At 38.4% G+C, this 23,026-nt stretch carries 19 protein-coding genes; 12 read left to right on the top strand and 7 right to left on the bottom strand.

What is annotated here, in order from left to right; all coding sequences use genetic code 11:
* Positions 1-18 precede the first annotated feature (18 nt).
* A complete protein-coding gene (ftsZ, locus tag WBF63_RS01495) occupies positions 19-1,761 on the top strand; it encodes a cell division protein FtsZ (RefSeq protein WP_424367912.1) in 1,743 nt (580 codons plus the stop codon).
* Positions 1,762-1,817: 56 nt separating this feature from the next.
* On the opposite strand, the gene WBF63_RS01490 is transcribed toward ftsZ, so the two are convergent.
* Both WBF63_RS01490 and sucC read right to left on the bottom strand, forming a co-directional pair.
* Positions 1,818-2,291: a hypothetical protein gene (locus tag WBF63_RS01490; protein WP_424367911.1), complete on the bottom strand. Its 474-nt coding sequence runs from the start codon at positions 2,289-2,291 to the stop codon at positions 1,818-1,820.
* Positions 2,292-2,477: 186 nt separating this feature from the next.
* Entirely contained in the window at positions 2,478-3,671 is a 1,194-nt protein-coding gene (sucC, locus tag WBF63_RS01485; protein ID WP_424367910.1) for an ADP-forming succinate--CoA ligase subunit beta, read from the bottom strand.
* Positions 3,672-4,217: 546 nt separating this feature from the next.
* Here sucC and WBF63_RS01480 point away from each other — a divergent pair.
* Complete coding sequence (locus WBF63_RS01480) at positions 4,218-6,716, top strand: DUF5916 domain-containing protein (RefSeq protein WP_424367909.1); 2,499 nt, start codon at positions 4,218-4,220, stop codon at positions 6,714-6,716.
* Between the two features lie 74 nt (positions 6,717-6,790).
* Here WBF63_RS01480 and WBF63_RS01475 read toward each other — a convergent pair whose 3' ends face one another.
* Positions 6,791-7,558: a queuosine precursor transporter gene (locus WBF63_RS01475; protein WP_424367908.1), complete on the bottom strand. Its 768-nt coding sequence runs from the start codon at positions 7,556-7,558 to the stop codon at positions 6,791-6,793.
* A gap of 68 nt (positions 7,559-7,626) precedes the next feature.
* Here WBF63_RS01475 and WBF63_RS01470 point away from each other — a divergent pair, with 68 nt between their 5' ends.
* Positions 7,627-9,270 (top strand): ArnT family glycosyltransferase, encoded by a 1,644-nt coding sequence (locus tag WBF63_RS01470; RefSeq protein ID WP_424367907.1) that lies wholly within the window; start codon positions 7,627-7,629, stop codon positions 9,268-9,270.
* Position 9,271: 1 nt separating this feature from the next.
* Here the strand turns inward: WBF63_RS01470 and mltG are convergent, their stop codons facing one another.
* Together mltG and dapF are read right to left on the bottom strand one after the other, a co-directional pair.
* Positions 9,272-10,303 carry an endolytic transglycosylase MltG gene (mltG, locus tag WBF63_RS01465; protein WP_424367906.1) on the bottom strand — a complete coding sequence of 344 codons (1,032 nt, stop codon included), beginning with the start codon at positions 10,301-10,303 and terminating at the stop codon, positions 9,272-9,274.
* A gap of 23 nt (positions 10,304-10,326) precedes the next feature.
* The gene (gene dapF / locus WBF63_RS01460) at positions 10,327-11,109 is read right to left on the bottom strand and encodes a diaminopimelate epimerase (RefSeq protein WP_424367905.1); all 783 of its coding nucleotides are present in this window, start codon (positions 11,107-11,109) and stop codon (positions 10,327-10,329) included.
* Positions 11,110-11,304: 195 nt separating this feature from the next.
* Between dapF and WBF63_RS01455 the strand changes: the two genes are divergently transcribed.
* Both WBF63_RS01455 and WBF63_RS01450 read left to right on the top strand, forming a co-directional pair.
* Complete coding sequence (locus WBF63_RS01455) at positions 11,305-12,792, top strand: S1C family serine protease (protein WP_424367904.1); 1,488 nt, start codon at positions 11,305-11,307, stop codon at positions 12,790-12,792.
* Between the two features lie 74 nt (positions 12,793-12,866).
* Positions 12,867-13,379, top strand: coding sequence for a hypothetical protein (locus WBF63_RS01450; RefSeq protein ID WP_424367903.1), 513 nt, complete (start codon positions 12,867-12,869; stop codon positions 13,377-13,379).
* Here the strand turns inward: WBF63_RS01450 and WBF63_RS01445 are convergent.
* The gene (locus WBF63_RS01445; RefSeq protein WP_424367902.1) at positions 13,376-14,407 is read right to left on the bottom strand and encodes a glycosyltransferase family protein; all 1,032 of its coding nucleotides are present in this window, start codon (positions 14,405-14,407) and stop codon (positions 13,376-13,378) included. The two genes, WBF63_RS01450 and WBF63_RS01445, sit on opposite strands and share 4 nt — an antisense overlap.
* A gap of 64 nt (positions 14,408-14,471) precedes the next feature.
* A complete protein-coding gene (locus WBF63_RS01440) occupies positions 14,472-15,296 on the bottom strand; it encodes a UDP-2,3-diacylglucosamine diphosphatase (protein WP_424367901.1) in 825 nt (274 codons plus the stop codon).
* 124 nt (positions 15,297-15,420) lie between these two features.
* On the opposite strand from WBF63_RS01440, the gene WBF63_RS01435 reads away from it, so the two are divergent.
* The 7 genes from WBF63_RS01435 (at position 15,421) to pdxA (ending at position 23,009) form a co-directional block, all read left to right on the top strand.
* Positions 15,421-16,089: an ABC transporter ATP-binding protein gene (locus tag WBF63_RS01435; protein ID WP_424367900.1), complete on the top strand. Its 669-nt coding sequence runs from the start codon at positions 15,421-15,423 to the stop codon at positions 16,087-16,089.
* Positions 16,090-16,097: 8 nt separating this feature from the next.
* The gene (locus tag WBF63_RS01430; protein ID WP_424367899.1) at positions 16,098-17,789 is read left to right on the top strand and encodes an LIC_10190 family membrane protein; all 1,692 of its coding nucleotides are present in this window, start codon (positions 16,098-16,100) and stop codon (positions 17,787-17,789) included.
* Complete coding sequence (locus WBF63_RS01425) at positions 17,786-18,559, top strand: TIGR02757 family protein (protein WP_424367898.1); 774 nt, start codon at positions 17,786-17,788, stop codon at positions 18,557-18,559. The genes WBF63_RS01430 and WBF63_RS01425 overlap by 4 nt, the downstream gene beginning before the upstream one ends.
* Positions 18,560-18,575: 16 nt before the next feature.
* A complete protein-coding gene (locus WBF63_RS01420; RefSeq protein WP_424367897.1) occupies positions 18,576-20,375 on the top strand; it encodes an ABC transporter ATP-binding protein in 1,800 nt (599 codons plus the stop codon).
* A 27-nt stretch (positions 20,376-20,402) separates the two neighbouring features.
* Positions 20,403-21,245 carry a mechanosensitive ion channel family protein gene (locus WBF63_RS01415; protein ID WP_424367896.1) on the top strand — a complete coding sequence of 281 codons (843 nt, stop codon included), beginning with the start codon at positions 20,403-20,405 and terminating at the stop codon, positions 21,243-21,245.
* A complete protein-coding gene (locus WBF63_RS01410; RefSeq protein ID WP_424367895.1) occupies positions 21,220-21,870 on the top strand; it encodes an alpha/beta hydrolase in 651 nt (216 codons plus the stop codon). Before WBF63_RS01415 ends, WBF63_RS01410 begins: the two co-directional genes overlap by 26 nt.
* Before the next feature lie 74 nt (positions 21,871-21,944).
* Complete coding sequence (gene pdxA, locus WBF63_RS01405; RefSeq protein ID WP_424367894.1) at positions 21,945-23,009, top strand: 4-hydroxythreonine-4-phosphate dehydrogenase PdxA; 1,065 nt, start codon at positions 21,945-21,947, stop codon at positions 23,007-23,009.
* Positions 23,010-23,026 lie beyond the last annotated feature (17 nt).

The raw sequence follows: 23,026 nt of genomic DNA, 5'->3' as shown, positions 1-23,026 counted from the left end.
AACCAAAAAAATAACGATATGAGTAGCGTAGATTTTATGTTTGACTTACCAAAGCACCGTTCATCATCCATTAAGGTGATTGGAGTAGGTGGTGGTGGAAGCAACGCAGTTAATTATATGTATCAGCAGGGTATAGAAGGAGTAGATTTTGTAGTTTGCAATACAGACGCTCAGGCCCTGAACAATAGTCCGGTCCCTAACCGAATTCAGCTTGGACAGTCCACAACGGAAGGTCTTGGTGCGGGGGCCAACCCTGAAGTAGGGGAACAGGCCGCGCTGGAAAGCATGGAAGACATTAAAAAGTTTTTAGATCCTAATACAAAAATGGTGTTCATCACAGCTGGAATGGGTGGTGGAACGGGTACCGGAGCAGCACCTGTTATTGCCGGTATTTCCAAAGAATTAGGGATATTAACTGTTGGTATTGTGACCGCACCTTTCTATTTCGAAGGAAAAATGCGCTTGGAGCAAGCAGAAAAAGGTATCGAGAAGTTGCAGAAAAATGTCGATTCGCTAATTGTCATTAACAATGACAAACTACGTGAACTATATGGAAACTTAGGATACAAAGCAAGCTTTGCTAAGGCAGATGAGGTGTTGACAACAGCTTCAAAAGGGATTGCAGAAGTTATTTCCAAACATTATGCTACAAATATTGACTTGCGTGACGCGCGCACAGTTCTTGCCGATTCCGGGACTGCTATCATGGGTACAGGTAAGGCAAGCGGAGAAAACAAAGCAAAGGATGCCATCAATGCAGCGCTTGATTCTCCTTTGTTGAATAACAATAAAATAACGGGTGCTAAAAATGTATTGTTATTGATCGTTTCGGGTGACAATGAAGTTACCATGGACGAAATTGGTATCATCAATGAACATATTCAGGCAGAAGCCGGTAACAACGCCAACATCATCATGGGAGTTGGTGAAGATTTGGAGCTTGGCGACAAAATCAGTGTGACAGTTGTCGCAACAGGTTTCCCTATGGAAGATCAGGTTTTCACAGGTAAAGAAGAAGAAAAGGTGTTTCACAGATTAGAAGAAGAGCAACCACTTGTTCAAAAACTTTCAACCGACACTCCTTTTCCGGTGCATGTGAAAAAAACAATGCCTATAGAATTCGTCGAAAAAAAAGAGGATGAAGAACCAGAAGAAATAAAATTCTTTTTAGAAGAAGCAGAGGAAAAACCTGTAATCAAAAATGAAATAGAAGATTCATTTGAACCGCATCTCAAAACAGATGTTCAGCAACCATTATTCACTGAAGATAAGGTTGAAGAAGAAAAATTACTTTTTGAAGAAGAGGAATTGGAAATAGTTGCCGAAACAGAAACCAAAGCTGAAGAAGATGATTTTCCGCAAACGATCATGTTTTCATTAGATGATGATTTCGAAGAGGAAGAAAAAGTTTTTGAAACAGAGAAGCCGGTTTTTGCTACTCAAACGACCAAGCCTGAGGCAAAACAAGAAGTGAAAAAGGAGATCGCTCCTGAAGATCCTTTTGATTCGCCAATTTCACAATCCTTGTCTCAAGCAATTGAAGATAGAAGAGCAAGACTTAAACAGTTTAATTATAAATTCAAAAATACACTTCAAAATAAATCACTTGATGAGGTGGAAAGTGTTCCCGCATATAAAAGACAAGGTTTGGATCTGAGCGAGCGTGAAGACAATTACCCTTCTGATTTTGTGGTAAGTAAAGATAGTAATAATGAAACGAAAATAAGGCCGAACAATTTTCTACATGATAATGTTGATTAATTAATTTGGTTTAGAGGTTGGTTAAATTTGCCCTTGGTCAACAAGGGCATTTTTTTTTAAATTTTTTCCAGAATAGATTTCAAATCAGCCGGCGAATAATCGACTGATTTCAAAGTTTTATCATCATCCTTTCTGAAAACCAGATAAAGTCCGTCGACTTCTCTGTAATAACTTTGGGTTCCATCTTTTTCCAGATAATATTTCATTGTTTCTGCTGCTTCCTCTACTGTTTTACAGGCTTTCGACATATTGGATCGCTGAACTTCGTCGAAAAGCGCTGAGAATTTATCTTTCAGGCCAAATTCGAGAATAGCGCCGGAAAGTACATACTGGATATCACAAAGTGCATCGGCAATTTCAACGATATCTTTTGCTTCAATTGCTTCTTCTAATTCTTTTAATTCTTCGGCAATCAGGGAAACACGTAGTTTACATCTTGCTTCGGATGGAATCTGCGGATTATCCAAAATTGGATGCTGAAAGGTTTTATGAAATTCGGCTACTGAAGTTAAACTTTTTGGATCTTGCATTTTAAATGTATAATGTATTTTATTTATAAAAATATAGGATTTACGGGTTATTGGATCACAAATTACAGAATGTTTTTTGACAAAATGCACAAAGTTTTCCAATAAAAAAAGGATTCAAATCTGAATCCTCTTTTCTATGCTTTTAATTGTACATTCAACTACATACAATTATAATTTATACAAAATTTAAGCAACCACTTCTTTTACGCGGTCAGCTGCTTCCTGTAATGTGATGGCAGAAAGAACTTTCAATCCTGAATCGTCAATCATTTGTTTGGCGATTTCGGCATTGGTTCCTTGTAAACGAACGATAATCGGCACCTGGATGGCATCGCCCATATTTTTGTACGCATCCAAAATTCCTTGTGCTACACGGTCACAACGAACGATTCCTCCGAAAATGTTTACCAGAATTGCTTTTACATTTTCATCCATCAAAATGATTCGGAACGCTTTTTCAACGCGTTCAGCATCGGCCGTTCCCCCCACATCAAGGAAGTTGGCAGGATTTCCACCGGAAAGTTTGATGATGTCCATAGTCGCCATCGCAAGACCAGCTCCGTTCACCATACAACCTACGTTTCCGTCAAGTTTTACGAAGTTCAGTCCGGCTGCATCTGCTTCTACTTCAGTGGCATCTTCTTCTCTGGTATCACGCAATGCGGCCAGATCCGGATGACGGAACAATGAGTTTCCATCCAAAGTAACTTTTGCGTCAACCGCCATAATCTGATTGTCAGATGTTTTTAAAACCGGATTGATTTCAAACATAGAAGCATCGCTACCTACGAAAGCCTTGTACAAAGCGTCGATAAATTTTACGAAATCTTTGAAAGCAGCTCCGCTTAAACCTAAATTGAAAGCAATTTTACGTGCCTGAAAACCTTGTAATCCTACTGCAGGATCAATTTCTTCTGTAAAAATTTTTTCCGGCGTATGTTCAGCTACTTCTTCGATATCCATTCCACCTTCGGTAGAATACATGATCATATTTTTACCGGTCGCACGGTTCAAAAGAACTGAAACATAAAATTCTTCTGTTTCAGCTTCGCCCGGATAGTAAACATCTTCAGCAATCAAAACTTGATGAACAGTTTTTCCTTCTGCAGAAGTCTGAGGTGTAATCAATTGCATCCCGATGATTTCGGAAGCTTTTTGTTTCACCTCGTCCAAATTTTTTGCCAGTTTAACTCCGCCGCCTTTTCCGCGACCTCCAGCGTGAACCTGTGCTTTTACCACATGCCATCCCGTACCGGTTTGTTCTGTTAATTTTTTGGCTGCATCAACGGCTTCGTCAGCTGTTGTGGCTATAATTCCTCTCTGGACTTTAACGCCGTATTTACTTAAGATTTCTTTTCCCTGATATTCGTGAAGATTCATTATAATAAAATTTGGTCAGGCAAAAGTAAGAATTCTATTGGATTTTAACTATTTAATGAGGTTGATTTTGGTCAGTAGAAATACTCGGAATGAAATATTGAAAATCAATGTCTGGTATGAACTCAAGATTTAGGTGAATTCCACATACAAAAAATCAATAAGATTACAGTTGATAAAAAACTGCATCTCTGATAAAGCATTACTTTCTGAAAGATGATTCTTTATAAATTAATTTTCTTCTACTTTGGCATTTAGTCTGAAGATGGCGTAAAGAAAAAGAATCAATCCAATTAAAAGATCAATCTGAATAAATAAAGATAATCCGGAGTCGGGTTCTTGCATCATAGTTTGTGTTTTTAGGTTCTACCAAAATTAACAGAAATTTTGGAAAATAAAAAATTATTTAATGTTTTTTTAATATAATTTCCAGAGAATTAGCCCATTAAGATTAATTGAATGTTAAATAAATATTTGATTTATCAAATATTTTTCTCATTTATCTGTAACAAACTAAAAATGATTTCGTCTATTGGTTAAAATCATTTTATGTCATTCATCATCAGAATTTCAATCGTTTTTTTAAACTTTTTCATGAGTTTAGGTTTGTGGGCACAAGAAACTGACAGCATTTCCAGAAAGAAAATTCACATTCCAAAAATTACGGAAAGCCTGAAAATAGACGGAATTCTAGATGACCCTGCATGGCAGAATGCGCCAATCGCCACGGATTTCGTAGAGCGACAACCTAACAATGGAAAACCAATCCCCGACAGCCTGCGAACCGAAGTTAAAATCGTTTACAACGATCTTGGAATTTATTTTGGAGCGACTATGTACGATCCGGAACCGGAAAAAATTCTGAAAGAACTTACCGAACGCGACGGCATCGGAAACGATGATTTTTTCTTCATTCTTCTTAACGGATATAATGATCACCAGCAAAGTTTGCAATTCATCGTCACGGCCGCAGGCGTTCAGTACGACGCCAAAATGACAAACGGAAGTGAAGATTCTACCTGGAACGGTGTCTGGTACAGTGCGGTTAAAATCAATGACGACAGTTGGGTCGCCGAAATGTTTATTCCTTATTCAGAAGTACGATTTTCAGAAAAGGATGTCCAGGTTTGGGGTTTACAAATGGAAAGGGAATTCAGAAGAACGCGCACAAGGTACAGCTGGAATTTTGTCGACAATTCAAAAGGTGCTTTTTCAATTTATGACGGTGAGATTCACGGTATCCAAAATATTGATTCACCCACGCGCCTTTCTTTTCAGCCATATCTCTCCGGATATGTCAATAATTATGATGGCCAATCTGAATTTGTTTTTAATGGCGGAATGGATCTCAAATATGGTATCAACGATGCGTTTACACTCGATATGGTTTTGGTTCCTGATTTCGGTCAGACAAAATTTGACCCTTCGGTTTTAAATTTGACAGCTTTTGAAACTCAATATGCCGAACAACGTCCTTTTTTCACTGAAGGAACCGAATTATTCAGCAAAGGAAACCTGTTTTATTCGCGCAGAGTCGGTGGAAATCCAAGTCTATATCCGAATGTTTTAGAATCAGAAGAAATCACAGAATATCCGGCAAGAGTGGATTTAATCAATGCTCTAAAAGTTTCGGGAAGAACTTCCAAAAATTTGGGAATCGGAATTTTTAATGCCATTACTGAAAAAACTTATGCCAAAATTCGAAATATCGAAACAGGCATATCCCGTAAAGAAATTGTGGAGCCTTTGACGAATTACAATGTCGTTGTTTTGGATCAGCGTTTCGGGCAAAATAATTCGGTTTCCTTTGTCAATACAAATACTTTGCGCGAAGGACATTATCGGGATGCCAATGTTTCGGGACTATATTTTGACTTGACAAACAAGAAAAACACCTGGAATTATTGGGGTGATGCCGAGGCGAGTTGGGTAAAAAATATTGAAACAAAATTTGGAATGGAAGGTAGTCTTGCAGCGGCCAAAATTAGTGGGAAACACCGTTATCAGGCAAGTGTTTTCTTTCGGACCAAAGATTATGACATAAATGATTTAGGTTATACCGGACAGACGAATTACATTAATTATTATGGCTATTATGGCTATCGTATTTTACAACCGACCGATGTGTTTAACAATATAAATCTGAATTTCAATCTGAATTATAACCGAAGACTTGAGCCGGATTTGTACAATAATTTTGTGTTTAATTTTAATTCGAGTTTTACCACCAAGAAGTATTTCACCTTTGGAGGCGGATATGAGTTTATTCCGTTTGAATGGAACGATATTTACGAGCCACGACTGGAAGCAAGGCACGTAAAAGTCCCGGCTTATTATAATCCTTGGATTTGGATTTCTACCGATTACAGAAAACGACTGGCGCTGGATACAACTATTGACTGGTACAAATACGATCAAGAAGGACGTGGTAGATTAATCCTGAATTTCTCACCGAGATTTCGTGTATCGGACAAATGGAAACTTTATTTGTTTACCGAAGCCACGCTTTCCGACAAAGAGCAAGGATTCGTTTCCTATGACGGAACCAATATTTATTTTGGTGAACGCGATCGAAATACAGTGGTAACTTCACTTGAGTCTCAATATATTTTCAACGAAAAAATGGCACTGAACCTCGCCTTCCGACATTATTATACCGATGTGACTTATGATAAATTCTTCACTTTGGAAAACGACGGGACACTAACTTCTACAAATTCATACAATGAAAATCACAATGCGACCTATAATAGTTGGAACATCGATTTGCGCTTCAGTTGGTGGTTTGCACCAGGAAGTCAATTGAGTTTGCTTTACAGAAACGCAATTGAAGGCTACGAAAATGTTTCAAATCTTAGTTTTCGTGATAATTTCGATTATATGTTCTCCCAACCTCAACTCAATAGCTTCTCCATCCGAATCAGTTATTATCTGGACTACAACCGTATGAAAAACTGGTTCAAAAAGAAACCGGAAATGGAAGAATCAATCGGTCAGAATTCTTATCATGCGTATAAAAATTTTGCACACAAAAGAAATGGAATATAAATCTTGAATTTTTATAAATTTACTTAACTAAAATTTTAAGAAACATGAATCCGATTCTAAGAAATAATTCTTAATTAAGACTGGGCTTCCTTCAATAGCTTTTGGGATAAATCTTTTCCCAGATAGCTGTCAACAATTTTGTGAATCAAATACAGCAAAGGCGTTACTAAAACCGCAACCGTAAATTTATAAATATATCCGACCAGACAAATCGCCAGCACCGTTTGCCAGCTCCAGTCATATTCGGGATTCAGATAAAAAGCAATAAAAGCTACAACAAATGAATCAATAAGTTGGGAAACTATGGTGGAACCAGTCGCCCTGAGCCAAAGTGCTTTTTCGCCTGTTAGTTTTTTGATTTTGTGAAAAATTGAAACATCCAGAATTTGTCCTAAAAGAAATGCGATAATCGAACCAAAAATTATCCACATTCCCTGACCGAAAATCTTGTTGAAAGCCAGATGCATATTCACTTCCTGTCCCTCAACCGTATCAAGAACCCAAAAATCTGCCGGTGCGACCTGAATTGAAATCCAAGTCATCAAAAAAAGAAAAAGAACCAGAATCGCGGTCATATAGGACAGGAATTTCACTTGCTTTTTACCGAAATATTCGTTGATGATGTCGGTCATGATGAAAACCAAAGGCCAGGTAATGGAACCAGCCGACATATTAAATGACAAACCTTCTTCGCCTAAAAGACTGATGGAAAAAGGTTCGATTCCCAATGTTTTCTCAACCGAAAAAATCTTCACGCCAATGAATTCTGACAAAACGGTGTTGGCGACAAAAAAGCCGGACAAAACGATTAAAAGTTTACTTTCTTTTGAATTAAAGGTCATAATGATTCCAAATTTAAAATTATAAATCCAAAGCGTTGATTAAATTTGCTTTGATTTAATCATTGATTGTGCCCGAGAAACGCATTTTTTCACTTATTGGTATTTATATTCTGATCAACCTTTTTCAGGCTTTTTTCACACCGATTTCGGAAGATGAAGCTTATTATTGGGTTTGGTCACAGAATTTGGACTGGGGTTATTTTGACCATCCGCCTATGATTGCGTGGTGGATTTCGACCGGATATCATTTATTTCAAAACGAATTGGGCGTACGACTTTTGACGGTTTTACTCAATGGTTTCAGTCTTTATTTTTTATGGAAAATTCTATTACCCAAAACAAAGCAAGAATTCCGATTATTTGTTCTGATTTGGGGTTCTGTTTTGGTTTTCAACGTTTTCGGGTTTCTGGCAACACCCGATGCTCCCTTGCTTTTCTTCACGATTTTTTATTTTTATTCGCTCAAGAAATTTTTAGAAAAAACTTCGGTTTTCAGTACCGTTTTATTGGGGATTTCCTTTGCCGGACTGATGTACAGCAAATACCACGGAATTTTGGTCATTCTCTTTACCTTATTACCTCTTTGGAAATTATTATGGAAAAATCCGAAGTTCTATCTGTCGGTTTTGGGAAGTTTGGTTTTGTATTCTCCGCATATTTTCTGGTTGATTCAAAACGATTTTGTTCCGGTTCACTATCATTTTCTGGAAAGAAGTTCCGATGAGAACTTCGAATTCCGTAAGTTTTTCAATTATCTGGGCATTTACTTTCTGGGCGCAGCACCCTTTTTGAGTTATTTTATTTTTAATTCGGTTTTTCGATTTCGGTCAGATCAGCCGTTTTGGAAGAGCATTTGTGCACTGGCTGTTTTTCCCGGAATTTTCTTTTTCCTATCGATTTTCAAAGACAATGTTCAGCCACAATGGTTGCTCATCAGCTTTCTTTCGATGGCTTTACTGATGTATAGGCATTATCATGATAAAAACCTAAAATGGGTTTTCAACTTGGGATTTGCTGGCTTAGTTTTGGTTTTTATTTTGCGAATTCTTATTGCTGTGCCGGGAATTTCGCCTTTGTACAAAAACGAAAAGTTTGGAAAAAATGCAGGAAGTTTTGAGGCAGAAAATGCGGTTTTTGAAAAATATCAAGAAGCTTCGGTTTATAAATTCTTCAATCCTGAAAAAAATGTGGCGGTTCATCGCACACTTGGAAATCGACATAGTCAATACAGTTTGTGGGATTGGGAAGAAGATTTTCACGGTAAAAACATCACTTATATTTCGCCTTGGGTCAAAGCAGAAAATTCCTTTGTCGGCTATAAAAACCGGGATTATTACCTGAAAGAAATTTCCAATTATCAAACTTATGATTTAATTAAAATTGAAACTTTGGAAGAAATTTCGGCAAAGCCAAATGAACGAATTCAACTTAAAATCAACATCCGAAACGGTCATAAACGACCAATAAAAATCGGCGGAAATTCGGAGTTAAAGCTCAATGTAAATTATTACCAAAACTTACAATATGAAATTCTTTATTCGACCGAAATTTTGACGGAAGAATTCGAACTTCAGCCCGATGAAGAAAAAGAACTTGAAATCGAATTTCAAAATACATCCGAAAAAGGAATATACAAAGCTGCTTTGGGAATTTATTATGCAGAAGTCGGAACGACTTATTTGTCTGACCCGATTCTGGTAAATATTTTATAATTTACTGAATTCCTTTTTCATTCAGCCACTTACGGTATTTTTCCGCATTGCGTTTATGTTCTTCATAATTGCTTGTAAAACTATGATAACCGGGTCGGTCTGGATCCGCGCAGAAGTATATAAAACTATGCTCTTCCGGATTTAAAACTGCGTCAACGGCCGTCAGATTGGGAAGGCAGATCGGTGCAGGTGGCAATCCTTTAACACGGTAAGTGTTGTATTCAGAAGGCGTAGCGAGATGTCCGTGACGAACTCGCTGAATCGTGTGATTGAAGCCATTTTGAAGTTTGTAAGCATAAATCGAAGTTGGGTCCGCTTCCAGACGCATATCTTTGGCAAGACGGTTCAGATAAGCCTGAGCGACTTTGGGTTGCTCATCGACTTTTGAAGCTTCCAATTGAACAATTGAGGCTAATGTAAAAACCTGTAAAGGCGTGAAATTCATCGCTTCGGCTTTTTGCTGTCGCTCCTCAGTCCAGACTTTTTCGAATTCATTCATCATTTTTTCCACGAATTTCTCTCCGTTCGTCGGCCAGAAATAATTATAAGTATTCGGAACAAAATACATCTTCACAGTTTCGGCGTTGAGATTCGGATCTTTTTCTTTTGCCCAACTGATGATAGCTTCCACGATTTGTGTTGAATCGGCTTCAATTTTTTTCGAAACCGAACCTGCCAGATGAAAAATAGTCGGTTCATTGCGAATCATCAGACTGACCTCTTCCTGAGTTCCCGAAATCAGACGATTCAACAATTCTTTATTGGTTTCACCCTGAATGAGTTTAAATTTTCCGGCTTTGATTTTTTCTGGAAAATCTTTGGTTTCTGCATAATTTGCAAAACTTTCAGGACTCTCAAGTTTACCTTGTAAAGAATCCAGAACTTCCCGGAAATCTGCGCCGGTTCTGACATAGAGAAAACCGTTTTCTTTCACATTGCTTTTCATCCCGTCAAAAAACGTACATCCGACAATGAAAAGTCCGGATACCAAAATCACAAAAATTCGGGTGATAAATTTCAAATTATATCTCATTTCAAACGCTTCCTTAACAATATTTATTCCACATCGATTCTTCCTTCAAAAACGAATTCAGCCGGGCCACTCAGCCATACATCTTCATATCCGCCCGATTCGTTTTTCCGAAAACGAACTTTTAATTTCCCACCCAAGGCTTCGATATTTATTTCGTTTGAAAGAATTTTTTCCGATTCGTAAGCTGCAATGGCCGCCGCGGTAATTCCGGTTCCGCAGGCAAGGGTTTCGGCTTCGACTCCACGTTCGTAGGTTCTTATTCTCAACGAATTATCTGAAATGATTTCAGCGAAATTCACATTGGAACCTTCTTCAAAATAAGGGGCACCATACCGGATTTCCCGACCTCTATTTTGCACATCCAAATCTGAAATATCGCTTAGAAATTCTATATGATGAGGCGAACCTGTATTCAAAAAAAGATGATTTGAGAATTTTTGAACCGATGAAACATTGGACATTTTCAGGTGAATGATTTCATTTTCAATAATAGCTTCGTGTTCGCCATCAACTGCCTGAAAATTGGTTTTATTTTCAATAATTCCAAGCTCCGCTGCAAAACGCACAATACAGCGTCCGCCGTTTCCACACATACTGCTGGGACGCCCGTCCGAATTAAAGTAAATCATTTTGAAATCGGAATTTTCATCGCTTTCCAATAAAATAAGTCCGTCTGCGCCAATGCCAAAACGACGGTCACAAAGTTTTTCAATCAAGGATTTTTCAGGCACAAAGTTTGCTGTTCTGTTATCAATCATCACAAAATCGTTACCTGCTCCCTGGTATTTATAAAAATGGATTATCAATGCTTGAATTTTTAACAAATTTAGGAATTTTAGAATTGAGGGATATGATAAAAATATAGGAAACTACAGATAGACTTTAAAGTATTGATAATTTTTGTTAAATCCACGTTAAACCACTTGTAGAGCCGATTTTAAAGATGGAAATTTGAATCGTTTTGAAAGAAAATGTAATTAAAAAAAGATTTAATTAAGCGTATGAAAAAATATATTGGATATCTGATGGTTGGCCTTTTTAGTGCAACTTTTTCGATAGTAGGAATGAAGTATTTTAGCAATGAAACGGATGGTAGCATTGTGACATCTGCCGCTGATCGCGATAACGGTGCTTTTTCGTTTGTGGATTACAAAGGAAATTACTCAATGATGGCACCTGATTTTGTGGAAGCTTCCCAAAAGACAGTCAATGCGGTAGTGAGTATCAATAATTTCTCTAATCAAAAACAAAACCAGCGTTACAATGATCCTTTTGAATTCTTCTTCGGATTTCCACAACAGCAAAGAGATCCCGATTTGCCAACCGGACAAGGATCGGGTGTAATTATTTCTGAAGACGGATATGTCGTAACGAATAATCACGTCATCAAAGGTTCAGACAAAATTGAAGTTGTTTTGAACAATCAAAAATCTTATGTGGCCGACTTAATCGGAACGGATCCGAATACTGATATTGCCCTTCTGAAAATTGAAGAACAAGGACTTCCGTTTATCAAATTTGTTGATTCAGATGCCATTAACGTAGGAGATTGGGTTCTGGCAGTCGGAAATCCGTTTGGTCTGAATTCAACTGTGACTGCAGGAATTGTTTCGGCAAAAGGAAGAAGTATTGATATTCTGAGAAGAAATGCAACAAGTCCGATTGAATCTTTTATTCAGACCGATGCTGCAATTAATCCAGGAAATAGTGGAGGCGCTTTGGTTAATCCAAACGGAGATTTAGTCGGAATTAATACAGCAATTTCTTCGCCAACAGGTTCTTATTCGGGATATGGATTTGCCGTTCCGTCCAATTTGGTTAAAAAAGTAGTAGAAGACATCAAGAAATATGGATTGGTGCAACGCGGATATCTGGGCGTTCAGGGAATGGACTTGAACGATGAGTATTTGGTAAGACAATACAACCGTGAAAATAAAACCGAACTGAAAAGCCAACAAGGGATTTTGGTTCAGAGCGTGACCGACAACGGTGGTGCGCAGGATGCCGGATTGAGGAAAGGCGATATCATTACGGAAATTGACGGAAAAAAAGTAACAAGTTTCAGCAAACTGACCTTTGCAGTAGGAAGTAAATATCCTGGAGATAAAGTGACTTTAAAAGTTTTGCGTGATGGAAAAGAAAGAGAATATACCGTTACACTTCGTGACCAAAAAGGAAATGCTTCTACCAGATCTTTGGCCGACCTGACAGTGAGCGAAAAACTCGGAGCAGAATTTGAACCTCTGACAGACCGACAAAAAGTTAGCTTCGGTATCGACCACGGTGTGATGGTGAAAAATATGGAGCAAACCGGAAAACTGAAAGGTATAGGAATCGGTGAAGGATTCATCATACTGAAAGTAAATGATAAAGAAGTTAGTAGCCAGAACGATATTGAAAAAATCCTTAAAAACCATAAAGGCAGAGTTTCTGTCAGCTATGTGGATCCGTATGGAAGAATCTATACGCGAGGATTTACCATGGACTAAACCGGTTTATGTTTTCATAGTTTTAGGTTCGGCACAACTCAAAAGGTTGTGCCGTTTTTTATATCTTTGATTCGATGAAAAAATTATTCGGAATTCTGTTTTTATTCCTGATCGGGTTTGGGCAGGCACAGGAAAAAGGAGGTTTGATGAGTCATTTGTTGATCAATGTAGGTTATACAAATCTCAACGGAAATTATTTCAAATTAGGACCGGAAGTTTATTTGACCCAGCCAAATGGAAATCTAATCGACCTGAGTGCAACCGCTAATATGGCTTATTTCAGTGATAAATTCGTGGTGGTACCCGAACTCGGAATCGGCTATCAGTTCAACGCCAAAAAAGTTAAAAACCGGATTGATCCTTACCGCGAATATGTCAACAGTACGTTTTATTTGGCTCGTGTAAATGTTTCGCCTTGGAATGTCACGCCCGAAATCGGGATTGCGCTGGCGGGAATTCTGGAAGCAAATATTGGATATTCCTTCCAGTTTTCCGATCACAAATACACCTCTTTTGATGGAATTAAATTTGGGCTGACAATTCATATTCCCACGATTTATTTCGTTAGTGAAGCTGGGTTGTATTAAGCTCTTACCGGATTATATTGTCTGATTTCCTCAATAATTTCTCCTTCAGAAGAATTAACAAACTCCAAAATCCTTTTGATAATTGCCACCAACTGATCTGGATAATCAACTTTTACATAATGCTCGGCATCCACCCATTCCTGGATTTTCCGTAAATTCAATTCCGAACAACTATCCACTCCTAAATTCTGCAAAGCCGTCGCATTGCACTCTTGTTCGTATTGTTTTTTAATGGGAATGACGAAAAGTTTTTTATTCAGAAACAAAGCTTCTGCCGGCAATTCAAATCCGGCGTTGCAAAGTACGCCTTCCGATTTCCCTAAAGAACGTAAAAATTCAGTCTGATCAATCGGATAAACCAAAACATTTCCTTTCACATAAATTTCTTTTGCTGATTTGGAAAAAACCCGCCAATCGACGTGGGTTTCATTTAATCTCTCGATTAAATATTCATCCGAAAAACTCGGCAAATACGTCATGTAAAAACCTTCGTTTTGGGGTTTGAGATTTCGGACTGCTTGTCGGACAATCGGTCTAAAAATCCTCGGATGATAGGACTCAAAATGAAATCCAAAGTTCTCTTTCGTTGGTGCATAATGTTTCAAAACCATTTCACCTAGAAAATCCTTTCGTTCAGGTTTGGGCGTTTCGGGAAAAAGCATCGAAGCTTGGTGGCTGATCCCTAATATATTCTGATAATTCTTCAGTTTTGCTGCCCAGGCTGAAATCGGCTCAAAATCGTTTATCACCAAATCATACTCCTCCAAAGGCACTTTTTTTACGTCCTTGATGGCTCGGAAAAAATTGTTCTGAACCGCCGTTTTCCAATAAGATAATCCGCCTCTAGCGTCGTACAAAAGCGAAATCCCATCAAAACGAAATTTCGGTTCCTGCGGCAATTCGATTTGGGATTGATGACCGCTTGTCAGCAAATCTACTTCTGCATATTTTTTCAATTCTGGTATCAATTCCTGTGCGCGGGCAATATGTCCGTTTCCGGTACACTGAAGTGCATATAAAATTTTCATCGCATTAATTTTGAGAGCAAAAACTCTGATTTCTAATTAACTACACAAATTTCTTACCTAAAACTCAATTCAAACTCGTAACCGATGAAATTAATTCTTCGAGCGTCATATCCGCCGTCTCTTCTTCCTTTCTCAAAGCGAGTTTCTCTTTGTTTTCTTCGTAAGAAAAAATTGTCCAATTTCCATTGTGATATTCCAAAGCCGTCAGATTTTCAATCCAATCACCCGAATTCATATACATACACTCGCCTTTTTTATTCTTGATTTTTCGCATTTGCGGCTGATGAATATGCCCACAAATCACATAATCAAATCCTTTTTCAATTGCCAATTCCGAAGCTGTATTTTCAAAATCCGAAATGTATTTCACCGCTTTTTTTACACTGTTTTTAATTTTTTTCGAAAGGGAATATTTCTCACGCCCCATTTTCATCAAACACCAGTTGATAACATTGTTCAAACGTATCAGCAAATCATATCCGACTCCGCCCAAACGCGCTATCCATTTGGAATGCTGAACCGAAGCATCAAAAACATCACCGTGGAAAATCCAGGCATGTTTCCCATCGAGCTGAAGGATTTCTTTATTGGTTAATTTGATTTTGCCAAGTCGTAAATCACTAAATTTCCTCAGCATTTCATCATGATTTCCTGTTATATAAATTAGCTCAGTTCCTTTGACCGCAAAATCGATGAATTTCTTCAGAATGCTCAAATGCTTTTTCGGAAAATAAGATTTCTTAAACTGCCAGATATCGATGATATCACCGTTTAGAATAAGCATTTTGGGTTGAACCGAATTCAAATATTGAAGCAATTCTTTGGCTCGGCAGCCATAAGTTCCCAGATGAACATCGGAAAGAATGATTAAATCTACCTTTCTTTTCATGAAGTGTTTCTGCAAAATAACCACACAGATTTAAACTGAACCTTACTGAAAGGTTAGGTTTGTATTATATTATTTCAATTCAATCCCATTTTATTTTTCTAATTATTAAGCTTATTTTAGCTCCATGATTTCGGCAAAGAACATTCACAAAAATTTTGGTAGTCTTGAAGTATTAAAAGGCGTTTCTCTCGATGTAAGCATGGGGGAAATAGTTTCAATTGTTGGCGCATCGGGAGCAGGAAAAACGACATTGCTTCAGATTTTGAGTAGTTTGGAAAAAAGTTCTGAACCGGAAAAATATTACACCCAAATCCTCATCAAAAAAGAAGACATTACCAAAATGTCGGATGCAAAACTTTCGCGTTTCCGAAATGAAAACATTGGATTTATTTTCCAGTTTCACCAACTTTTACCTGAATTTTCGGCCATCGAAAACGTCTGCATTCCGGGATACATCGGTAATTCAAAAAGCAGTGCGGTTCAGGCCAAAGCCAAAGAACTGTTGGAATTTCTCGGACTTGGAAATCGCCTCGAACATAAACCTTCGCAGCTTTCCGGCGGCGAACAACAACGTGTGGCAGTGGCGCGTGCACTTATCAATCAGCCTGCGGTAATTTTTGCAGACGAACCTTCCGGAAATCTCGACTCCAAAAACGCCGAAGAACTACACCAACTTTTTTTCCGTTTGCGCGACGAGTTCGGTCAGACTTTTGTAATTGTGACGCACAACGAAGAACTCGCCAACATGGCCGACCGAAAGCTCGTAATGAGCGATGGCCGTTTTGAGATGTAATTTAAATTATGCTTTATATACTCCTTAACTGGATTTATATTTTCCTGATTTGCCTGGGAATGGGCGCGATTTTGAATTCAATTTTGCGCACAAAAACCAGACTTTTCTATACACTTTTGCTCGGAATTTTTGCCGAAATGATCCTCATTCATTTCTATGCAATCGGCTTTCCTATCAATGAGTTTTTTTATGGATTTAATTTTATTTTGGCATCCTTCGGAATAATTTTTCACAAAAAAATCCTTTCCCAACAAATTAAATCGGCCATTTCTGATTGGAAAACCTGGAAAAAACCCATTCAAATTCTCGGCATTCTGCTGACGATTTTGATATTAATGCAAAGCGCAACCCAACCTTTCATTGTTGATAACGAAACTTACTACATTCAGACGCTCAAATGGTTAAACGAATTCGGACTAATTAAAGGTTTGACCAATCTTCATATTTTCTTCGGGCAGATGTCGGGCTGGCATCTTTTGCAAAGCGGATTTAATTTTGGCTTCGTTTCTAATTCTTTGAATGATGTGAACGGATTTCTGATGTTGATTTTTACCGGGTTTTCGCTCTATCACCTCAACCGATTTTTCCAAACCAGAATTACGATGGATTTGTTTTTAGGCTTAATTCCTGTGGGAAATTTATTTTTGTTTCAATTCCTGAGCGCGCCTTCGCCCGATTTGCCGGTCTTCCTGATTTCACAGCTCATTTTTTATCTATTTTATCGAAATTATGTGGAATATCAAGGCGATTTCAAAATGCTTTTCATTCTGACTTTGCTCTTAATTCTAACCAAAATCACGGTCGTTCCTTTATTGATTTTACCTTTGGTTTTAATCATCCGGCATCAACTTTTCAAATCCGAATGGAAATATGCCTTCGGAATTTCTTTGATAACCTTGAGCGGATTTCTGCTCAAAAACTACATCATTTCGGGTTATCTTTTTTATCCGACGGAAATTTTAAGTTCCTTTCTAAATCCGGATTGGAAAGCCGCTCCTGAAATGCTTCGATTGTTCTTTGAAGAACGACCCGAATATGAAATTATTCCCAATCAGCTTTCAGAAATCAACCAGGAAAACTTCTTTCAGCTTTTCAAAAACTGGTTGCTGGAACCGGGATTGCGAAGTATTTTCAACAAACTCATCATCGTCCTTTTATTGATTTTCCCGCTTTATATCCGAAAAAACAAAACCCTTTTCTGGCTATATATTTATGCCTTGGTTCAATTCGGACTTTTGTATTTCACCTCGCCACAATATCGTTTTTTTATGCCGTTGATCATTGGGATGAGTTTGTATATTTTGGCAAAATTACTTTTACATTCTCCTAAAAAAGTCATTCCGGTTTTTGCCTTTTTCAGTTTAATTGTGGTCGTTCCGCTGATTTTTTCCTTCAATGTTTCAAATCTAAAAAACAGCGAATTTATGCCCGATAAACTCGAAGCTTATCGGATTGAAAACATCATCAAACCTGCAAAAAACTCACTGCATAATTTTGAGTATGAATTAATAGAAGAAGGAAATTTAAAATACAATTCTCCCATCGGGCAGGAAGAGTTTTTCTGGATTACGGGCGATGGTGATTTGCCAACAGTAAACCGCCGAATGGTTGAATATTTTAAGAAATGGTATAAAATCCGGCCGCAAATGCGTAGCGAAAGCTTAAAAGAAGGATTTCATGCAGAAAAATTGAAAGAATGAAATTGGAAGAATTAAAGGATTTTTTAGACGAAAAAGTGATTTTATACAATCGATTAGACTTTATTGAAACGGATCCCATTCAAATTCCGCATCGTTTTCAGTCAAAGGAAGATATCGAAATCTCCGGTTTTCTTGCCGCGACTATGGCTTGGGGAAACCGTAAAATGATCATCAATAAATTAAATGATTTGATGGATCGGATGGGCAATTCGCCGTATGATTTTGTAATGAGTTATTCCGAAGGAAATTTCCCAAAAATCGAAACCTTCAAACACCGGACTTTAAATTCCATTGATTTGGATTTTTATATGAAATCACTTCGAAATCTTTATGAAAACCACGGCGGATTGGAGTCTGCCTTTCAATTTAAAAAAACCGATACCGATAGTTTTCATGCCATTGAGAATTTCCGGCAAAAATTTCTGGAAATTCCGCATCAGAAACGTTCCGAAAAACACCTTTCAAGTCCGGCCAACAACTCCGCTGCGAAACGGTTGAATATGTATCTCCGCTGGATGGTTCGCGATGATAATCAAGGAGTTGATTTCGGGATTTGGAAAAGCATTTCAAGTTCGCAATTGGTTTGTCCGCTCGATGTTCATTCGGGAAATGTCGCAAGAAAATTAGGGCTTTTAACTCGAAAGCAAAATGATTGGAAAGCCGCTTCTGAACTGCATTTAAACCTCAAAAAATTCGATCCTGATGATCCCGTCAAATACGATTTCGCACTTTTTGGACTGGGCGTTTTTGAAGGTTTTTCAAAACTTTGATTACATTTGAAACCCTATGACGATTTTCCAACTTTTCAAAAACCTTTGGCCCTATGTCAAGCCTTATCGATGGCTTGTTTTCGGCGCATTGTTTTTAACCTTGATTGGCTCCTTTACCGCTCAGGTAAACGCTTTGACGCTTCAATATACCGTCGATGAAGTAAACCGATTGGTCGAAAACGGTCAAGGTTTGAAAGCCGGAATGAATATTTTGGTGACGATTACACTGATTTTATTGGGAAAAGAAATCCTGAACGTCATCATCACATTTGGACAAAAATTTTACGGCGAAAAACTCAGGATTTATGTTTCGCGCGATTTGGCACAAGCCATTGTGGACAAAATCCTGACCTATCGGATGGCTTTTTATACAGCGAATGATAATGAGTCTGGAAAGCTTCAAACCCGTATTGACCGCGGGATTGAAAGTTTGACAAGATTGGTTCAGAATTTTTTCATCAATATTTTACCGCTTTTTGCGAACTCATTTATCGCATTGATTTTAATGTTCAACGCTAATTTTTGGGTGGGATTTGTCGGGCTGATGATCGTTCCGGTTTATATTTTCATCACCATCAAACAAGCGCGAACACTTAGCGGATGGCGAAGAAATATGCGGAACTTCCGCGAAAGCAAAAGCCAGGGAATTGTCAATATCATTCAGTCGATTACAGTCATTAAATCATTTAATCGGGAAAAAATCGAGTCCGACAAACAAAATCAAATCCAATACGATCTGACGGAAAATCAGCTAAAAACTCAAAAAACCGGATTTTTGTTCAACGGTGCCAAAACATTCATCGAACAAATCGGTGTGGTGATCATCATTATCTTGACTGCTTATTTGGTTTTGGACGGACAAATGAGCATCGGGATGATTATGTTTCACATTTTATTATTCAACAACGTAACTGCGCCCATCGGGCAACTGCACCGGATTTTTGATGAAATGAACGATGCGATGATTTATTCCGAAAGTTTCTTCGATATTCTAAATGCGGATGAGGAAACCGAGAATTCAGGAACTTATAAACCGGAAAAATTGATCGGAAAATTCGAACTAAAAAATGTGGATTTCGTTTATCCGAACGGAACTCAAGCACTTTACAACGTGAATATGGAAATTCTTCCCAATAAAATCACGGCTTTGGTGGGTCTGAGCGGTGCGGGAAAAAGTACGATTGTCAATCTCCTCGATAAATTTTACGAGCCCAGTTCGGGGGAAATTCTTTTGGATGGCATTCCTCTGAAGGATTATGATACGCAGTTTCTGCGAAATAACATCGGATTGGTGCTTCAAAAAAACCATATTTTCAGCGGAACGATTGAAGAAAACATCCGATACGGAAATCCGAATGCAACGACTGAGGAAGTTCACGAAGCTGCCAAACAGGCCTATATTTTTGATCAGGTAATGGATTTACCTCAGAAATTTGAAAGTAATGCGCTTTTACTTTCGGGCGGACAACAACAACGAATTGCAATTGCGCGGATGTTCCTAAAAAATCCACCGATTATCTTTTTGGATGAACCCACGGCAAGCCTCGATGCCATTGCGACGGAGCAAATCAAAAACAGTCTGGATGCTATCAAGAAAAACCGGACGGTTGTGATTATTTCGCACAGTATTTCGCAAATCATCGACTCCGACCGGATTTATGCGATGGAACTCGGAAAAGTCGTTGAATCAGGTTCGCACGAGGAAATTTATGAGCAACAAGGTGTTTACAAAGGCATTTTTGATGCGATGGCAAGAAGTCTGAACATTGAAAAAATCGCCAAAACTTATGACGATGATGAGGAAGAAAATTTTTAATGTATTATTTATTCTAAATTTGCCCTTATGAGGGATTTATTTTCCAATTTCAATTCCAAATATTTTGATAAATTCATCGATCTGAGCATCGGATTTCTGGAAGCGATTGCCATTTTCGTCATCGGTTTCTGGCTTTCACGCATCATCAGCAAATACGCGAATTTCGGTATGCTGAAACGCGGAATTGAAGACTCCGTACGACTTTTCCTGAAAGACATTATTCAAATCACGCTCAACATTCTGGTCATCGTGGTTGCGATTAATACGGCAGGCGTGAAAGTAACTTCTATTCTGGCATTGATTGGAGGTGCGGCTGTCGGTGTGGGATTGGGTTTGCAAGGAAGTTTTTCCAATTTGGCAAGTGGCGTGATGATCATTCTGACCAATCCTTTTCGGGTCGGCGATTTGATTAAATCCGATGAATTCGAAGGAATTGTGGAGAAAATTAATTTGTTGAATACGACCATTCGAGGTCAGAGAAATGAGCTAATTGTTTTGCCGAATTCGCCTTTGTTTAATACCAATCTTCAGAATTTCTCCGCCAAAGATGCGTATCGGATCGACATAACCGTGGGTGTTGAATATCGGTCGGACGTTCACAGACTTCGACCTTTGTTGAAAACCGCCATTTCCGAAAATAAAATGTTTCTGGACTACAGACCGATTGTAATTGAAATTGAAGAATTTACCCAAGACCGAATCAATCTGACGGTTCGTGCTTTTTCCAAACCGAGGAATTATTGGGATGCGCCGTTGATTTTACGCGGAATTTGCAAGGATGTAATGGAAGCCAACGGATTTAAAATTCCGGTGGCGCCAAGAGAAATAAAAATTATCAATTCTAATGATGAAAGAACTGAAGGGAATTAGTTACCTGGAACGAAAACCGGGAATTCAACTGGAAAAAAATCCATTGCTTTTATTGATCCACGGATACGGGAGCAACGAAGCCGATTTGTTCAGTTTTGCGGAAGATTTACCGCCGGAATTTCACGTAATCAGCGTTCGTGGAATTCACACACTCACGCCTGGAATGTACGCTTGGTACGAAATCGATTTTATAAATATGGAGAAATTCACCAATGTGCCACAGGGAATTGCGTCCCGAAATAAATTGGTGGAATTCATTGATGAAATTACAGTTCAGGAAAATTTAGACAAAGAAAATGTCTGGATTTGTGGATTTAGTCAAGGAGCGATTTTGAGTTATGCAATCGCACTGAATTTTCCCGAAAAAGTAAAAAATGTGATTTGCCTGAGTGGTTATCCCGAAATGGATTTTATTGGAGAAATTTCTCCCGAAAAAGATTATTCGCATCTGGATTTCTTTGTTTCGCACGGAACGGACGATGCGGTCATTCCGGTGGAATGGGCAAGAAAAGCCCAACCTTTTTTGGATCAGTTGGGAATTAAAAATCTGTACCGGGAATACCGAAGCGGACACGGAATTGTTCCGCAAAATTATTGGGATTTGATGGCCTGGTTGAAGAAATAAAAATTTAGAATCTTAACTTTGTGGAAATTTAATTCGGACATTCCGATTTCTACACTAAATAATAGTTTAAAAAAATGAATTTGCAGGAATATAAACCCAAAGTAGCCATTTCGGTTGGCGATATCAACGGAATCGGATGTGAAGTCATCGTAAAGGCTTTGGCCGACAAGAATATACTGGATTTTTTCACGCCCGTTATTTTTGGTTCGACCAAACATTTGAATTTCTATAAAAATCAATTGAAAGATGAGTCCATTCAGTTTTTTGGGATAAATTCTCCCGACAAAGCGGTGGAAAGAAAAATCAATGTGGTGAACTTGTGGAAAGAACCTGCACAAATGGAATTTGGAAATGCCACCGAACTTTCGGGTAGGCTTGCATTTGAATCGCTTAAAGCCGCCGCTGAATCCGTGAAAAATGGTGAATGCGATGTCTTAGTAACCGCACCGATTAATAAGAAAAACATTCAGTCCGAAGCATTTAATTTTCCTGGTCATACCGAATATTTAGGTGAAGTTTGGGGCGGAAAGCCTTTGATGTTTTTGGTAACTGAAATGCTTAAAGTGAGTTTGGTTACCCAACACATTCCGCTGAAAGACGTGGCTTCAAAAATCAGTAAAGAAAACATTACGGAAAAAGTTTTGGCTTTGCACGAATCCTTAAAAATGGATTTTGGCGTTCGCAAACCGAAAATTGCCGTTTTGGGACTCAATCCGCATTCGGGCGATAACGGACTTTTGGGACAAGAAGAACAGGAAATCATCATTCCGGCCATTCAATCGCTTTACGAAAAGGGAATGTTGGTTTTTGGTCCTTATGCGGCAGATAGCTTTTTTTCCCCCACCAATATTGAAACTTTTGATGCGGTTTTGGGAATGTATCACGACCAAGCGCTCATACCTTTCAAAACTTTGTGTTTTGAAGATGGCGTGAATTATACGGCTTCGCTTCCTTTTGTACGTACTTCGCCCGATCACGGCGTGGCTTATGACATTGCCGGCAAAGGAATCGCAGATGAAACTTCCTTCCGCGAAGCGATTTATACGGCGGTGACCATTTTTCAGAAACGCGCCGAATACAAAGAACTCACAAGCAATGTGCTGAAACACCGTGAATTGAAGCCGGAGAGAGAAAGGTGATTTTTTATTGTATGACT

This window comes from Moheibacter sp., from assembly GCF_049672845.1.
Lineage (GTDB): Bacteria > Bacteroidota > Bacteroidia > Flavobacteriales > Weeksellaceae > Moheibacter.
This window is presented reverse-complemented; position numbering and strand designations above follow the sequence as displayed.

Bases quoted from the DNA above. Each gene is read 5' to 3' on its own strand.
- WBF63_RS01475 (WP_424367908.1), bottom strand. From the start codon at position 7,558: ATGACCTTTAATTCAAAAGAAAGTAAACTTTTAATCGTTTTGTCCGGC.
- WBF63_RS01445 (WP_424367902.1), bottom strand. From the start codon at position 14,407: ATGAAAATTTTATATGCACTTCAGTGTACCGGAAACGGACATATTGCC.
- WBF63_RS01420 (WP_424367897.1), top strand. From the start codon at position 18,576: ATGACGATTTTCCAACTTTTCAAAAACCTTTGGCCCTATGTCAAGCCT.
- WBF63_RS01435 (WP_424367900.1), top strand. From the start codon at position 15,421: ATGATTTCGGCAAAGAACATTCACAAAAATTTTGGTAGTCTTGAAGTA.
- WBF63_RS01455 (WP_424367904.1), top strand. From the start codon at position 11,305: ATGAAAAAATATATTGGATATCTGATGGTTGGCCTTTTTAGTGCAACT.
- WBF63_RS01410 (WP_424367895.1), top strand. From the start codon at position 21,220: ATGATGAAAGAACTGAAGGGAATTAGTTACCTGGAACGAAAACCGGGA.
- WBF63_RS01430 (WP_424367899.1), top strand. From the start codon at position 16,098: ATGCTTTATATACTCCTTAACTGGATTTATATTTTCCTGATTTGCCTG.
- WBF63_RS01480 (WP_424367909.1), top strand. From the start codon at position 4,218: ATGTCATTCATCATCAGAATTTCAATCGTTTTTTTAAACTTTTTCATG.
- sucC (WP_424367910.1), bottom strand. From the start codon at position 3,671: ATGAATCTTCACGAATATCAGGGAAAAGAAATCTTAAGTAAATACGGC.
- mltG (WP_424367906.1), bottom strand. From the start codon at position 10,303: ATGAGATATAATTTGAAATTTATCACCCGAATTTTTGTGATTTTGGTA.
- WBF63_RS01450 (WP_424367903.1), top strand. From the start codon at position 12,867: ATGAAAAAATTATTCGGAATTCTGTTTTTATTCCTGATCGGGTTTGGG.
- WBF63_RS01415 (WP_424367896.1), top strand. From the start codon at position 20,403: ATGAGGGATTTATTTTCCAATTTCAATTCCAAATATTTTGATAAATTC.
- WBF63_RS01490 (WP_424367911.1), bottom strand. From the start codon at position 2,291: ATGCAAGATCCAAAAAGTTTAACTTCAGTAGCCGAATTTCATAAAACC.
- WBF63_RS01425 (WP_424367898.1), top strand. From the start codon at position 17,786: ATGAAATTGGAAGAATTAAAGGATTTTTTAGACGAAAAAGTGATTTTA.
- pdxA (WP_424367894.1), top strand. From the start codon at position 21,945: ATGAATTTGCAGGAATATAAACCCAAAGTAGCCATTTCGGTTGGCGAT.
- ftsZ (WP_424367912.1), top strand. From the start codon at position 19: ATGAGTAGCGTAGATTTTATGTTTGACTTACCAAAGCACCGTTCATCA.
- WBF63_RS01440 (WP_424367901.1), bottom strand. From the start codon at position 15,296: ATGAAAAGAAAGGTAGATTTAATCATTCTTTCCGATGTTCATCTGGGA.